General features: G+C 63.3%; 14 protein-coding genes and 2 pseudogenes. 1 reads left to right on the plus strand and 15 read right to left on the minus strand.

The window, feature by feature from the left end; translation table 11 throughout:
- Positions 1–17 precede the first annotated feature (17 nt).
- The 10 genes from GEV05_13030 to GEV05_13075 all read right to left on the minus strand — a co-directional run bounded on the left by GEV05_13030 (position 18) and on the right by GEV05_13075 (position 9704).
- Positions 18–497 (minus strand): aldehyde dehydrogenase family protein, encoded by a 480-nt coding sequence (locus GEV05_13030; GenBank protein ID MPZ44305.1) that lies wholly within the window; start codon positions 495–497, stop codon positions 18–20.
- Between the two features lie 34 nt (positions 498–531).
- Complete coding sequence (locus tag GEV05_13035; GenBank protein ID MPZ44306.1) at positions 532–1482, minus strand: tripartite tricarboxylate transporter substrate binding protein; 951 nt, start codon at positions 1480–1482, stop codon at positions 532–534.
- A 41-nt stretch (positions 1483–1523) separates the two neighbouring features.
- Positions 1524–2297: a glucose 1-dehydrogenase gene (locus GEV05_13040; protein ID MPZ44307.1), complete on the minus strand. Its 774-nt coding sequence runs from the start codon at positions 2295–2297 to the stop codon at positions 1524–1526.
- Positions 2298–2347: 50 nt separating this feature from the next.
- Positions 2348–3211: a TauD/TfdA family dioxygenase gene (locus GEV05_13045; protein MPZ44308.1), complete on the minus strand. Its 864-nt coding sequence runs from the start codon at positions 3209–3211 to the stop codon at positions 2348–2350.
- A gap of 89 nt (positions 3212–3300) precedes the next feature.
- Entirely contained in the window at positions 3301–4800 is a 1500-nt protein-coding gene (locus GEV05_13050) for a methylaspartate mutase subunit E (protein MPZ44309.1), read from the minus strand.
- Positions 4778–6190, minus strand: coding sequence for a MutL protein (locus GEV05_13055; GenBank protein MPZ44310.1), 1413 nt, complete (start codon positions 6188–6190; stop codon positions 4778–4780). The genes GEV05_13050 and GEV05_13055 overlap by 23 nt, the downstream gene beginning before the upstream one ends.
- On the minus strand, positions 6187–6627 hold the full coding sequence (locus GEV05_13060; GenBank protein MPZ44311.1) for a methylaspartate mutase subunit S: 441 nt from the start codon (positions 6625–6627) through the stop codon (positions 6187–6189). The genes GEV05_13055 and GEV05_13060 overlap by 4 nt, the downstream gene beginning before the upstream one ends.
- An 11-nt stretch (positions 6628–6638) precedes the next feature.
- Positions 6639–7592: a tripartite tricarboxylate transporter substrate binding protein gene (locus GEV05_13065; protein MPZ44312.1), complete on the minus strand. Its 954-nt coding sequence runs from the start codon at positions 7590–7592 to the stop codon at positions 6639–6641.
- Positions 7593–7617: 25 nt separating this feature from the next.
- Complete coding sequence (locus GEV05_13070; GenBank protein ID MPZ44313.1) at positions 7618–8610, minus strand: zinc-binding dehydrogenase; 993 nt, start codon at positions 8608–8610, stop codon at positions 7618–7620.
- On the minus strand, positions 8607–9704 hold the full coding sequence (locus GEV05_13075; GenBank protein MPZ44314.1) for a mandelate racemase: 1098 nt from the start codon (positions 9702–9704) through the stop codon (positions 8607–8609). Before GEV05_13075 ends, GEV05_13070 begins: the two co-directional genes overlap by 4 nt.
- A gap of 99 nt (positions 9705–9803) precedes the next feature.
- Between GEV05_13075 and GEV05_13080 the strand changes: the two genes are divergently transcribed.
- Positions 9804–10655, plus strand: a complete 852-nt coding sequence (locus GEV05_13080; GenBank protein ID MPZ44315.1) for a UTRA domain-containing protein — start codon at positions 9804–9806, stop codon at positions 10653–10655.
- Here the strand turns inward: GEV05_13080 and GEV05_13085 are convergent.
- The 5 genes and pseudogenes from GEV05_13085 to GEV05_13105 all read right to left on the minus strand — a co-directional run bounded on the left by GEV05_13085 (position 10652) and on the right by GEV05_13105 (position 13694).
- Positions 10652–10916 (minus strand): annotated as a pseudogene (locus GEV05_13085) (hypothetical protein). The gene GEV05_13080 and the pseudogene GEV05_13085 overlap by 4 nt on opposite strands.
- A 244-nt stretch (positions 10917–11160) precedes the next feature.
- Positions 11161–11313 (minus strand): annotated as a pseudogene (locus tag GEV05_13090) (hypothetical protein).
- A 25-nt stretch (positions 11314–11338) separates the two neighbouring features.
- On the minus strand, positions 11339–12196 hold the full coding sequence (locus GEV05_13095) for an amidohydrolase family protein (protein MPZ44316.1): 858 nt from the start codon (positions 12194–12196) through the stop codon (positions 11339–11341).
- Positions 12193–12510, minus strand: coding sequence for an amidohydrolase family protein (locus GEV05_13100; protein ID MPZ44317.1), 318 nt, complete (start codon positions 12508–12510; stop codon positions 12193–12195). Before GEV05_13100 ends, GEV05_13095 begins: the two co-directional genes overlap by 4 nt.
- Before the next feature lie 200 nt (positions 12511–12710).
- A complete protein-coding gene (locus GEV05_13105; GenBank protein MPZ44318.1) occupies positions 12711–13694 on the minus strand; it encodes a tripartite tricarboxylate transporter substrate binding protein in 984 nt (327 codons plus the stop codon).
- Position 13695 lies beyond the last annotated feature (1 nt).

The raw sequence follows: 13695 nt of genomic DNA on the forward strand, positions 1-13695 counted from the left end.
GCGATTTTAACCCGGCGCTACATTGAGCCCGCTTCGTCGTGCTTTGCGTGCTGGAGCGGTGCCGGTGTTCCCGGCTTCACGATCACCGTCTTGCTGCTCGTGAAATGCTCGAGCATGCTTTCCAGCGAGTATTCCTTGCCGAGTCCGCTCGCCTTGGGCCCTCCGTAGGCGAGATTCGGTCGCGGCGTGATGTACTGATTCACCTGCACGAAGCCTGCCTCGATGCGATCGGCGACGCGGGCAATCGCACGTCCGCGCTCGCGTGCGGGTATGCGCGACCACGCAGCGAAAGCGTTGTGCGCGGTGAGGACTGCGCGCTCGACATCGGCTGCGCCGCATCGCGGCGCCTGGGTAATTGTCCCGCCGTCAGCCGGGTTCTCGACCGCGAACGTTTCGGCAGTCAGCGCGGCTCGCAGCGTCCCGCCCACTACGATCCTCGCTTCGAGACGTCGCGCGGCCCCAAGCGCTTCGTCGTATGCCGAAGGCGCCGCGTTCATCACGATGGCTTGCGTAAGGTCCAATACTCGCCCCTTACTTCCCGCCGACCGCGGCCAGCGCTTTTCTCATCGAGTCGAGCTCGCCTTGCATGAATGTCACCGCTTTCGGTCCCGTCTCGAAGCTGTCGTCGCTGCCCGTCGCGTCTTTCAGGAACTTCTTGTACTCGGGGTGCGCGTAGACGCGAGCAAGCGCATCGGCCAGGTACTTGACTCGAGCAGGATCGGTGCCGGCCCGAACGACGACGGCGCGAAACTGCGGCAGCAGGATCTCGTAGCCGAGCTGCTTGGACGTCGGCGTATCGGCAAAGCCGGCGAGCTTGTCGGGACTCAAGAAAAGCACCGGACGCATCTGGCCGCCGTCGACGTAGGTTTTGATGTTGCCCACCGGCGAATACAGCAGGTCCGCGTGGCCGCCGAGAATCGCGGTGTAGCGCTCACCGGGTTTTGCGTAGGGGACCGCGATCAGCTTCATGCCGCGGGAGTTGAGGAAGTTGACCGTAATCTCGTCCGGACTGCCCAGACCCGATATCGCCACTTTGAGAGGGCGGGAGCGCGCTTCCTTTTCCACTTCAGCCCACGTCTTCAGAGTGCTGTTGCCCGCTACGTAGAGTCCCGACGGCTGTTTGATCATTACTGCAACGGGAATGATGTCCTTCAGTGTCCACTTCGGCGTCGACGTGGCCTGCGTCGCATACGTATCCGCAGTGAGTATCGCCATCGAGTAACCATCGGGGGGCGCGCTCAGAAGCTTCGCCATGCCGGTGTTGCCGGTCGCGCCGGGAACGTTGATCACCGGAAAAGAAACCTTGAGATCGGATTCCAGCAGCTTGGCGATCATGCGGCCGGTCTGGTCTGCGCCGCCGCCGGGCCCCCACGGGACGATGACTTCCACAGGGCGCGTCGGGTATTTCTCCTGTGCCTGCGCGGCCGGGAACACCGACACGGCAAGCGCGAGCGCTGCGAGCGGACCCCGGATCCTCTTCAATCCCGAAATATTTGCCATGCCCACGCCTCCTTTCCTAGAAATCATTCGAGCTCGTTGGCCCGCACCAGACCGGCTGTCCAGCCGCCGTCCACCGTCAGCACGGAGCCGGTCACGAAATCCGAATCGTCCGACGCGAGGAACAACGCAGCCGCGGCGACATCCTCGGGCCTGCCCCACCGGCGCACGAGAAGCTCTTTTCCCCAAACGTCCGCCAGCGTGTCGTCGGTTGCGTACGCCGCATTGAGTGGCGTGTCGATGAGGGCCGGTGAGAGGGCGTTCACGCAGATGTTTTTTCCGCTCATATCGACGGCTAGCGCCTTGGTAAACGCGATGGCGCCGCCTTTCGACGCGCAATAACCAATGCGATGCGGCCGGCCGAACTCACCGGCGACCGAGGCGACGTTCACGATTTTTCCTTTGCCGCCTTTCAGCATGTGCGGAACCGCCGCGCGGCAGCACAGGAAAAGCCCGGTGAGATTGACATCTAGCGTCTTGCGCCACTCGTCTTCCGCATACTCGAGAAACGGTTTCACGAAACGAATGCCCGCATTGTTGACGAGGATATCGAGCCGCTCGTATCGCGACACCACAGCCGCCACCATGCGTGCAACCGATTGGCTGTTCGCGACGTCGACTTCGAACGCCTCTGCGTCCCCTCCGTCTGACCTTACCCGAGATTCGGCCTCGCGCGCTTTCGCGACGTCGCGATCAGCGATGGCGACGCGTGCGCCTTCGCGCGCGAAGGCTTCGACTATGGCGCGGCCGATGCCGGCTGCGCCGCCGGTAATGACGGCAACCTTGCCTTTGAGCTTCATAGGATAGTCCAGTTGTAGTGCCGAAGACCGACGCGCTGCGCTCTGGGCGGCTAGAACGGAACCGTGCCCGCGAGCGTCGTGCGGTGCATCAGCCGCGTCAGTGGCAGCGCGTAATCCATCGTTGCAAGGTGCTGCGCCGCGCAGTTGTCCCACATGACGAGGTCGCCTTTGCGCCAGCGGTGGCGATAGACGAATTCCGGCCGGGTGCAGTGCTCGTAGAGTTCCTGGAGCAAAGGCTCGCTTTCGTCGTCGGGCACGCCTTCGATGCCGACCACGCAAAGTGGGTTCAAATAGATGCACTTACGCCCTGTCGCCGGGTGCGTCCTCACGATCGGATGCGCGCGCTCCGGGTTTTCCTTGCGCTGCTCCGCCGTATAGGCAAGGCGCTCACCCGAAGACTTGGAGGTTGCGTCGTAGCCTTTCGTCATGCGATGGATTGCTTTGAGGCCCTTGAGCTTGCGCTTCGTTTCCTGGGACAGCGCTTCATAAGCCGTTGCCGTATCTGCGAACTGGGTGTCTCCACGCGCGATACCGTCGCGCTCCGGCACTTCGATCGCGTACAGCATGGAGCCGCGGCTCGGCCGTTCCAGATAGGACATGTCGGTGTGCCACACGCACACGCGTCCTCCGTCGGCCAGCCCGATGAGCTTTCCGTTTTCGTCGACGATATTGGAGATAACCAGAATTTCGGGATGGCCGGCCAGCAGGTATTGCTTGAGCACGTGGATCTCGAGCTCGCCGAATCGCCTGCTGAACGCGACCTGCTGCGCTGGTGTGAGCTTTTGCTCCCGGACGACAACCACGGGATTCGTGTTGTAGATCTGATCGATCGCTCTGAAAGTATCGTCGTCGAGATCGCGCGAGAGATCGACGCCGACGATTTCCACGCCGACGGGCCCGTCGATTTTCCGCATCTTGATCGTTGGCGATGACAAAACACTCATGTCTCCTCCGTTCATTTTCGCTCCGCTCTCCTGAAGGCAATCCAATACAAAACTTCGCGTCAGTAGCGGCCGATGCCGTCGGGCAGCAGCTTGGCGACCGGCTCCGCCATCTCGTAGACGCTCGATACCGCAAGCTCGTGGCCGAACGCTGCACCTTCCTTCGCTGCGCGGCGCCGCAGCTTCTCTTCGTGAATTTCCATCACGTCTTTCGGAAACGGCATCAGACCCGGATCGACGATTCTCAAATAGCCGTCGGCATCGCGCGCCGGCATGATGCGGCTCTTGCAGTAGCGGCTCGGCGACCACGGAATGTCGAGCACGCCGGCTTCGAACGCGCGCACCGTTCCGAGCGCGACGTCGCCCTCGCCCATCTCCAGCGTCTTGTCGATGATGGCCCGCACTTCGCGCTTGATGAGTTCTTTCTCGTCCTGAAATTCCTTCAGCCCGTCGAGCCGGATGTCGCGCGCGAGATAAATCGCCATGCGCGTCATGCGCAAGCCTTCGGCGTTCGCTTCGGGAGTCGGGATGCCGAATGCCTCGTGGACGCTCTTGGTCGTCACGCTGTTTGCGCCCGCGATCGCGGCGAGCGTCCCACCGTAGACCACGAGCGCTGCGCATTGCGCTTCGTCGTGGGGCCACGCGCCCATCCAGTGCAGCAGCGTGACGGGCGTGAAGACCTCGTCGTAACCACGCGCTTGCAGATATTCCTGGCACAGCTCGCGGCACGCGGCGACCGCGGCGGCATCCTGCACGAGGTGCATCGTCTGGCCCATTTCGAGACCGTAATTTTTCACGCCCTGCGCGGCGGCGAGCAGGCAATCGAGCACTGCGGTCATGATCGCGATCGAAGGGGGTATGTTCGTGCCGGTGAGGAAGCCCGGCTGCCTTCTGTGCAGGTCGATGCCGCGCTCGTGGTACATCGAAGCGAGACGGTCGAGATACTGGTAGTTGCGTATGCCGTCTTCGATCGAAAACTCTTTCGTGTAGGAGGTGGTGTAGGCGATGCCCGAGCCGAGGTAGCCCGAATAGCCTCCCGCGTAGCCGATTTCGCCGGTGAGCCGCGGCATCGCGGTGCCGGTCAGCATGATCGCGGGCTTGTCGATCGCATCGACGAGCTCCGCAGCCCGGGCGACACCGTAGTTCACCATCGGGTATCCGTTCAGCATCGAGCGTCCTGCCTGCTCCGACTCCTCGATGCCTTTCTGCGCGAGCTGCCATTGCTCGTTCCGTGTGTAACTGTCGGTCGTGGTCGGCACGACGTCGGCGTGTCCCTCCTTGTCGAGCGTCACCATCAGATGACGATGCATCTCGAACGTGCCGAACCCGCCGCGCGGTTGGGTGAGGCAGCGGCCTTGCCGGGCAGCCTCGCGCATCACCCAGCCGAGCTGTTTGTGCCGGGGCAGCGCGCGATGGCGGGCAACCGCCGCTTCGAAGTCGACGCCGGCGCCGGTCGGCCAACGCGCGAGATTTTCCCGGCGCATCTGTTCGAACACGTCGTCGGGAATGCGCGCTTCGGAAAGCGGCAGGCGGGTAGCGTCAGGCGCAGCGGGCGCGTTCATGTGGAATCTCCTCGTCCAGCGCCTGCAGATTGGCGAGCGCGAGCTCCAACGCGGCTTGCGGCTCCACTGTGGAAAGCAGGCCGCACGCGTAGAGCAGGTAGTGAGTGTCGTGCAGCAGGCGCGGGCTCTTCGGCTTGAGCGACAGCGGCTCGGCAGGATCGGCGAGCGCCATCTGCAGCACGGCCCGCGGATGGCGACCGGATACAATGGCCCCGCCTGTGCCGATGACGGCGTCGATCCGCGACAGATCCTTGCCGTGCTGAACTGTGACCGGGCCCGTCACCGTGTAGACCGTTTCGATCGTGCCGCAATGACGGGCGACCGCGAACCGGACGGCGGCACGCACGAGCGCCGCATCGAGCGCGAATTCCTCCTCGGCACGCGGCAGTCGCTCGACGTCACGTTCGATCGAATGAAGAAGCTCGCGCACGCGGTGCTCGGTAAGCCGCGCATCCGCTGCGATGGCGTCTATACCCGCCGCTTCGACGATAGCGGCCGCGTTGTGCCGCATGCCCAGATCGCCTTCGACCGTGCGCTTCACTCGCGGCTCCGGCAGCCCTTGTGGAACGACCCCCGCTGCCGGCTCGCCGGCCGAAATCGAGTGCACATCGGTCGTCGCGCCGCCTGGATCGATCACGAGCACCGCACCCAGGCCCGAATGGCCCTGGACGCCATCGGCGACAAGCCGCGCGCCTTCTAGCACCGCGGCCGGTGTCGGCATGAGCACAGCGTCGAAATCCGCGGCGGCACGGTCGATCCCTTTAGCGTGCACGATGCGGTCGATGAAGACCTGCCGGATCGCTGCGCGCGCCGGCTCGATGGCGAGCACGTTGAACTCCGGCATGACATTTCCGGTGACGATCACGGTCTTCCCGGCGAGCGCGGCGCACGCTTCGTCGGCTGCGGCGCGGTTGCCCGCGTAAACAATCGGGCAGGCGAGGTCGCTTTTGCCGATGCGCGCCGCGTTGGCGAGCACGACTTCGCTGTTGCCGCCGTCGGTGCCGCCGGCCAGCAGCAGAATGTCGGGTGCGCACGCGCGAATTTCGTCGATGTCGCCGGCCGTGAGGCGGTAAGCGAAGGCGCCCACCAGCTTCGCACCGGCGCCGAGCGCCGCGCGCCGCGCCGCTTCGGCGGTGAGCTCGCGCACGAGGCCTACTGTCACCATGCGTAAACCCCCGGCCGCGCTGCTCGACGCAAGCCGGTACTCAAACCGCGGCAGGCTGCCCAGACGGCGCTCGAGATCGGCGAGGGCCGCGCGCATGCCGATGCCGATGTCGGTCGTCACGGTGGAGGGGCCTTGGCCCGCGCCTAGAATACGCCGCGAGTCGAGATCTACCGCGCGCAGCTTGGTATATGTGCTGCCGAAATCGATGAGGAGCGCCGCGCTCATGCGATTGCGCGGCGATTGCCATGCTCGCGCGCCTCGAAGTCGCGCCGGAGCCAGTCGAGCACGGTCTCGATGCGCGTTCCCGGCGGCGCCGCCCGGTCGAATTCCATATCCGCGTAGGTCTTGTGCGTCTCGTCCCAAGACCGTTTTCCCACGACCAGGTTGCCGCCCACGTAGAGCAGTATGTTCTCGAGACCTGCTTCGACACAGAGGTCGCGAAAGCCGCGGCAATCGAGCTCGCCTTGCCCGTAGAGAGACGAGACGAGGATTGCGTCCGCGTCGGTTTCGACCGCCGCTTTCACGAAATCGGGAGCGGGCGTGAGCGCGCCCAGCGAGACCACCTTGAAGCCCGCTTTTTCGAGCGCCATCGTGAGGATGCGGTTTCCCACGATATGCGTGTCGGAACCGATGACCCCGGTGACGATGGTTTTCTGCTTCATCGCGCCCGCCGCTATTTCTTCGGTGCGAAGCGGCGCATGCTCTCCAGCTCTTTCTTCATGAACGCCAGCGCGCCACCGGCCGGAATGAAGCTCGCCTCGTCGGCGTACTGGTCCTTCAAATACGCTTTGTAATCGTCGCTCGCGGCCACTTTGGCGAGCGCATCGGAGATGAGCTTCACGCGCGCCGGATCGGTACCCGCCTTCACGACGACTGCGCGGAACTGGTTGATGATGATGTCGTGTTTGAGCTCTTTGCCGGTCGGAACGTCCTTGAAAAGCGGAAAGCGTGAATCGGCGAAAAGAATGACCGGACGCATCTGCTTGCCATCGAGGAAGCTCTTCACGTCGCCGAGCTGCTCATAAAGGATGTCGGCGTGCCCGCCCAGAATAGCCGTGTAGCGCTCGGCCGGTTTGGGGAACGGCACGGCGATCAGCTTCAGGCCTTTCGCCACGAAATACTGAACGTGCATGTCGTCGGGGCTGCCGAAACCGGTGATCGCGACTTTGAGCTGGCGGTTCCTCGCCTCGCGCTCGACCTCGGCCCATGATTTCAGATTGCTGTTCTCGGCGGTGAAGAAGGCCGAAGGCTGCCGGATCATGATCGCCGCCGGCACGACGTCGTCCAGCTTCCATTTCGTCGTTGGGTCGGTCAGCAGTCCGAACGTGTCGCCCGTCATAATGGATATCGAATAGCCGTCGGCGGCTGAAGTCAACATCTTGGTCAGGCCCGTCTGGCCCGTGGCACCCGCGACGTTGATCACCGGCAGCGAAACCTTGAGCTCCTTTTCCATGAGCTGGGAGGCTTTGCGTGCGACTTGGTCGGCACCACCGCCGGGACCCCATGGCACGATGAATTCGATGGGACGGGACGGGTATTTATCCTGCGCGAATGCGAGCCCTGCGGCGAAAGCCGACAGGGCGGCAGTAGCGAAAGCGATGGTGCGACTGCTTATGAGGGATGACATGAGAGCTCCTCGGGGGTGTTGTTGTTTACGACTGAATGCAAAGTAATAGCTTACCGCGGGTGCCGCGGCTTTCGATGCAGCGGTGCGCGTCGGCAGCCTGGGCGAGCGGGAACTCGCGATCGATCGCCACCGTGAGCTTGCCTGCGGCGTAGGCCGCGAAAAGGTCGCTCGTGCGGTGATTGAGCTCTTCGGCAGTCGCGATGTAATCGGCGAGGTGCGGGCGCGTGAAGAAAACGGAGCCCGCTTCGGCGAGCTCGAGTGGCTGCACCGATTCGACGAGCCCGGATGCGCCTCCGTAGTTCACGCACAGGCCGCGGCGCTTGAGACTCCGGACGCTTTTCGAAATCGTTTCGCGCCCGACTGCGTCGTAGACTACGTCGACGCCTTTGCCTCCGGTCACGCGCATGACCGCCTCGCGGAAATCCTCTTCGCGGTAACAGACGACGTGGTCGGCGCCGCGCTCGCGCGCGATCGCTGCTTTTTCGGCGTTGCCGACCGTCGTAATCACTGTCGCGCCGCTCTGTTTTGCAAGCTGTATGAGAAGCTGCCCGACGCCGCCCGCTCCCGCGTGTACGAGGCAGACGTGTCCGGGGCCGAGTCCAAACACCGATTGGCTGAGGTAGTGCGCAGTGCAGCCCTGAAGCATGAGCGCGGTGGCAACCGGAAGCGGAACGTTTTCAGGGACGCGAACGAGCCTGGACGCGGGCACGGCGGCGAGCTCCGCATAGCTGCCGCGCACGATGCAGTACGCCACCCGGTCGCCGATGCGGGTGTTCGCCACGCCATCGCCCAGCGCAACGACGGTGCCTCCGCCCTCCATGCCGATCGTCATGGGGAGCGGCGTCTGGTAGGTCTGCGAGCGCGCGTAATGGCCGCTCCGCATGTAGATGTCGATGAAATTGACACCTGCGTACTCGAGCTGAACCAACGCTTCGCCAGCTGCCGGCTGAGGTGCGGGGCGCTCCATGAGCGCCAGCACTTCAGGGCCGCCAAAGCGGGCAATCGCGACGGCTTTCATGCGACGGCGGTGGTCGGCGCATTGCCGGACACTTGAACCGAGTCGACGCAATAGCGCTTCAACTGTTCCATGTTCACGCCCGGAAGATATCCATGCTCGAGCTGGATTGCGCCCGACTCGAAAACGAGCGGCCGGTCGAGCAGCGCCGCCCCGGTCTTCAGGAACCCGTTCATCTCTCCCGCATTGTCGATGTGCTCGGCGGCGACGAGGGCTTCGAGCCAGCAGCCGAGATCGCAGGCGACACCGTTGCCGAGCACCGGCGTCATCCCGAGCGCGCGTATGCGCCCGATCGCCGCTGCGAGGGATTCCTGCGTCACGAATTTCATGAGCTTTACTTTGATGAACTGGGCACAGCGAAGCGCTGCGGCTTTCTCGACGTCGGCCATGCTATAGATGGATTCGTCGAGCATGAGCGGCACGGTTGCAGCGCGTGCAACGCTAAGATGCGCATCCCAATCACCCGCAGCGCACGGCTGCTCGAATAGCTCGATTGCTTCGGGATCGAGGGAGCGCACGAATGCCATGCCCTGCTCGCCCGTATAGCCCTGGTTGGCATCGACACGTATGCGCGCGCGCCCACGCCCCGCGCGCTGGACGGCCCGCACGAACTCGCCATCCGCTCTAACATCGAAGCCGACTTTGATCTTGATCGTGCGGTAGCCTGCGGTGAGGAGCTTCTCGAGCTGCGCGGCGATCGCTTCCTCCCCCTTTGCATCGAGCAGGCCGACCAAAGGCACCGTCGCCGCCGGAGCACGCGGCCGATCGGGTGCATCGAGCATCTCGAGTGCGGTGCCGAACGCAGTTGCAGTGAAAGGATGCGTCGTGGCAAGCCTCAGTACTAAAGACAGCCGCGCTTCCCGCGGTTCGCGGACGACCGAGGCCGCAAACTCGCGCGCCACGCGCCACGCATCGTCTATGGTCTCGTCGGTATAGCCGGTAAGCACGGTGGCTTCGCCCAAGCCGCTTCGGCCCTCGCGGTCCGTGGCCGCGACGATAATCGAGTCGTAGCGCTCGACCGCGCCGAACGCGAGCCGATAGGGTTTCGTGAGCGGCACTTCGAGCCGGTAGGCGGCGATATTCTCCAACTGATCCATGAGCTCCTGGTATGGGCATCGCGTCCGCGGCGGGCGGCCGGTGCAAAAAAAGCGATGTTATACTTTTTATCGTTATTCTAGCTAAAGTAGATCATATAGATGAATCGCCCAGCGAAGCAAGTGAGCGCCGCCACGAGCGGCCCGGCGCAGCGCCAAGTGCCTGATCGGGGAGCGGATCAGGCTTGGCTGGGCGTTTCCGAGAAGCTGGGCCCGGGAGCGGTGGTGACCGGTCCGCTCTATGCCGAAGTCAAGAGACGCGTGCTGCAAAGCCTGATGGAAGGCGAATGGCCGCAGGGCGCGCCGATTCCGACGGAGGCGCGGCTCGCGCAGCGTTACGGCGTGAGCGTCGGAACCGTGCGCAAAGCACTGGGCGAGCTCGTCGGGGAACGCGTGCTCGTGCGCCGCGCCGGACGCGGCACCTTTGCCGCGCGCCACGATCGCGATCACATGCTCGAAGCGTTCTTCAATATCGTGAACGCCGAGCGGCACAAGGAATTTCCGGCAAGCGAACTGCTGTCTTTTCGGCGCACGGCCGCCGATGCGGGCGCTGCCCGACACCTGCAGCTCGCGCCGGGCGCTCCCGTGATTACTTTCGAGCACCTCTTGAGCCTTCAGGGCGAGCCGGTCATCTATGATGACGTCGCGGTACCTCAGGTCGTGTTCCCGGAGCTTGATGAAAAGCTGCTGCGGCATCGGGACACCACGATCTTCGGCTTGTACCAGATGCGATACGGCGTGACCGTGACTCAGTTAGAAGAATGGATCCGCGCGGCGGCTGCGCCGCCAGGGGTCGCGCGCCATCTGCGCCTGAAGCCGAGCACCGCCGTGCTCGCGATCGAGCGCGTCGCCTACACTTACGACGATACTGCGGTCGAGTACCGCAGCCGCTATGTCAACACCGCGCATCACGCCTACTTGAATGTCCTAGGCATGAATCGCCACCGCCGCTAAGAACAAGCTATTCGAGCGATCGTGCCTCGCTGCTCGCCTTCGAGCCCGATCAGAAAACCTGGCTGATCGACGAGCATCACGATTGGCACATTGAACGAATCGCACAGCACGAAGAAGCTTTGCACCTCTGGCACTCATCTGCCCCGATCGCGCCGCCACGGTGCAGAGGATTGCTCGCGATCATGCCGACTGACTTGCCGTCGAGGCGGGCCAACGCCGTAACGATGCGATGGCTTTGAACCGCGGTTTCATTTCGAACATCGAATCGCTGTCGACGATGCTGCGGATTATTTTTGATGTCGTAAACCTGATTGATAGGGCATGCGCGCGCCCGTCGCATCGACAGTTGCGACCTACACAGGTGGGCATATCGAAACGCACGACGCGGTAGCGCTCGAGGAGCTGCGGCAGCTATTCGGTCCAGATGCCGGCGGATGCGCCGATGCCATGATGGAAGATGATCGTGTCACGCTTCGTTTCCCACGGTGCCATCAGATCTATGACCTCATAATGCAACTTTCCGCCAGCGCTTTCTGCATACGGCATCGTTGAATCCCCGGTCCATCTTACCGCGTGCTCCGTCCTTGTAAGGGACATGGGTCAGATCGACGCCCGCCATGATCTTGAATAGCTCTGCGGCAAGATGCGGAGTTTCGACCGAAACAGAGACTTGCCCGACAAGCTCATGCGATGCCGATCAAGGCAGCCGCATTCGAGTAGAGCACGCGCTCGGCTACGACATCGTTCGCAACGACACGCAGGAAAGATTCCAGATACCCGCGCAGCGGAGCGAACGGATACGAGGAGGCGTAGACGAAGCGCTCCGACAGATAACTGTTCATCGCCGTGATATAGGCTTCGTTACCGGGCATCAACGCGTACATGTCCGGCGAAACGTAAACGTTCCCGCGACGAAACGCGACGTGATGGATCGCGGTGATCCACGGCCAACCGCCGTGCGCGACGACGATATTGAGCTTCGGAAAATCGCGCGCGACGCGGTCCACGTAGACGGGCAGGGTATGACCGCAGTCCGGTCCGACATTCCCGCCGGCGGATAGAATGAGCGGCAGGCGGCGCTCGACACAAAACTCGTAGACCGGAAGACAAAGCGGGTCATCCGCGTAAATCGGAGTGGTGAGCAGCCCGGGCTCGAGAGCGAAACCTTTGACGACGCGATCGCTGCCGCGAAGCAGTCGCTCCGCGTCGGCCCGCCAGTCCGATCGCGCGGGGTCGATGGCGGGAAACACGCACAAACGTTTGGGTTGGGTACGCGTGTACGCGACGAGACCATCATTGCTGGTGGGCCCGACCTTCGGCGCGCCGACGCGGCCGGCAATCACCGCCAGCTCGATACCCGACTCACGCAGCTCGGCCTCGAAAGCAGCAGGCGAAGGCTTGTGCAGCACGGGTGATGGAACGGGGAATCCGAAACCGATTCCCATTTCCGCCGTGCGGTCGGGCTGCATATACATCGCCGCCGCTTCGAATCCTGCGACAGGCGGGCGGACTCTGAAATCTATCACGCGCATTGGCGTCATTGGCCGATTCCCAGCAGCTCCGCGGCATTCTCGTAGAGCACCCGGTCCATGACCGACTCTTTCAGACCGAGGCGCAGCATCGCTTCGACACCGTCCTTGAACGGCAATAGCGGGTAGGCGGTCCCGAACAGGAAGCGCTCGGCAAGGAACCCGTTCGCCGCATTTATGTAGTCCTGCGCGCTTTCCGCGAGTGCACCGGATCGATTCCAGCGTATCCCACCAGCCTGTCCGGGTGTTGCGCGACGATTGCCGCAATGTCGTCGGCTTCGATCGTGCCGAGCACCGGCGAGATGCGGCCCGGCACCACGCCCCACTTGACGCCTGCTCCGTCCATCTCCTTAAGCATGAGCTCGACGGAGCGCTGCCGCACCGACGGCGCCAGCGCCATGCCGATCCCGCGCGCCATCTGCTCGGTGCGATCGATGTTCGAGTACATGACCATATCGAGGAACGCCCTCTGCGGTGGCCGCAGGCGAAAATCTATGACTCTCATGGTGTCCCCAGACGGTGCGGATTAATCGATTTTCGCCCCGGAGACTTTCACCGCTTTCCCCCAGCGGGCGAGCTCCGCCTTGACGAAACGATCGAAGTCCGCGCGGCTATCGCCGATCGTCGTCATCGAAAGATCCTGAAACCGCTTTTGAGTGGCCGACGTGTTGAGGATCTTGACGACTTCAGCGTGGAGACGATCGAGAACCGGGGCCGGCGTACCCGCAGGCGCAAACAAGCCTGCCCAGGCGATGGCATCGAATCCTCTCAGGCCCTGCTCATCGAGCGTGGGCACATCGGGGAAGAAAGGAGAGCGCTTGATCGACGAGATGCCGATCGCGCGCGCCTTGCCTGCTTTCACGTGCGTCATCACGGCGGGCATCGTATCGGCCAGCATCACGATACGGCCGGCGATGAGATCCGTCATGCTCGCGGTCGAGCCTTTATAGGGAATATGAGTGAGCTGGATTCCCGCCGCCGAAGCGAACAACGCCTGGATGAGATGATGCGTGCTGCCGTTGCCCGAGGAGCCATAAGTGATCTCGTTGGGACGCTGCTTGGCGATCTTGATCAATTCCTGGATCGTGCGCGCCGGGAATGTCGGGTTGACGCAGATCAGCATCGGCAGCGACGCGACGTTGGTAATCGGGGCAAAATCGCGCAGCGTGTCATAGCCGGGATCGGCATACAGATGCGGGTTGATCACCATCGCGCTCGTGCCGCCGATCAGCAGCGTGTAACCGTCGCCGGGCGTCTTGGCCGCGATCGCGGGGCCCACCATGCTGCCGGCGCCCGGTCGGTTGTCGACGAGGACCTGCTGCCCCAGCACTGACGTCAACCGCTCCGCCAGGAGGCGCCCGATGATGTCCGCGCCCTGTCCCGGCGGGAAGGGAACGATGATGCGCACGGGCTTGGCCGGCCACTCCTGAGCAAGCACAGTCGCGGGAAGCGACAATACACACCCAAGTGCGGCAGTTCGCAAGAACGCAGAGCAGAATTTGATACGCATG

The organism is Betaproteobacteria bacterium (assembly GCA_009377585.1).
Classification (GTDB): domain Bacteria; phylum Pseudomonadota; class Gammaproteobacteria; order Burkholderiales; family WYBJ01; genus WYBJ01.

Excerpts from the sequence above, each read along its gene's own strand:
- GEV05_13030 (MPZ44305.1), bottom strand. The coding sequence starts at position 497 with ATGAACGCGGCGCCTTCGGCATACGACGAAGCGCTTGGGGCCGCGCGA.
- GEV05_13080 (MPZ44315.1), top strand. The coding sequence starts at position 9,804 with ATGAATCGCCCAGCGAAGCAAGTGAGCGCCGCCACGAGCGGCCCGGCG.
- GEV05_13065 (MPZ44312.1), bottom strand. The coding sequence starts at position 7,592 with ATGTCATCCCTCATAAGCAGTCGCACCATCGCTTTCGCTACTGCCGCC.
- GEV05_13060 (MPZ44311.1), bottom strand. The coding sequence starts at position 6,627 with ATGAAGCAGAAAACCATCGTCACCGGGGTCATCGGTTCCGACACGCAT.
- GEV05_13055 (MPZ44310.1), bottom strand. The coding sequence starts at position 6,190 with ATGAGCGCGGCGCTCCTCATCGATTTCGGCAGCACATATACCAAGCTG.
- GEV05_13095 (MPZ44316.1), bottom strand. The coding sequence starts at position 12,196 with ATGACGCCAATGCGCGTGATAGATTTCAGAGTCCGCCCGCCTGTCGCA.
- GEV05_13050 (MPZ44309.1), bottom strand. The coding sequence starts at position 4,800 with ATGAACGCGCCCGCTGCGCCTGACGCTACCCGCCTGCCGCTTTCCGAA.
- GEV05_13105 (MPZ44318.1), bottom strand. The coding sequence starts at position 13,694 with ATGCGTATCAAATTCTGCTCTGCGTTCTTGCGAACTGCCGCACTTGGG.
- GEV05_13040 (MPZ44307.1), bottom strand. The coding sequence starts at position 2,297 with ATGAAGCTCAAAGGCAAGGTTGCCGTCATTACCGGCGGCGCAGCCGGC.
- GEV05_13075 (MPZ44314.1), bottom strand. The coding sequence starts at position 9,704 with ATGGATCAGTTGGAGAATATCGCCGCCTACCGGCTCGAAGTGCCGCTC.
- GEV05_13045 (MPZ44308.1), bottom strand. The coding sequence starts at position 3,211 with ATGCGGAAAATCGACGGGCCCGTCGGCGTGGAAATCGTCGGCGTCGAT.
- GEV05_13070 (MPZ44313.1), bottom strand. The coding sequence starts at position 8,610 with ATGAAAGCCGTCGCGATTGCCCGCTTTGGCGGCCCTGAAGTGCTGGCG.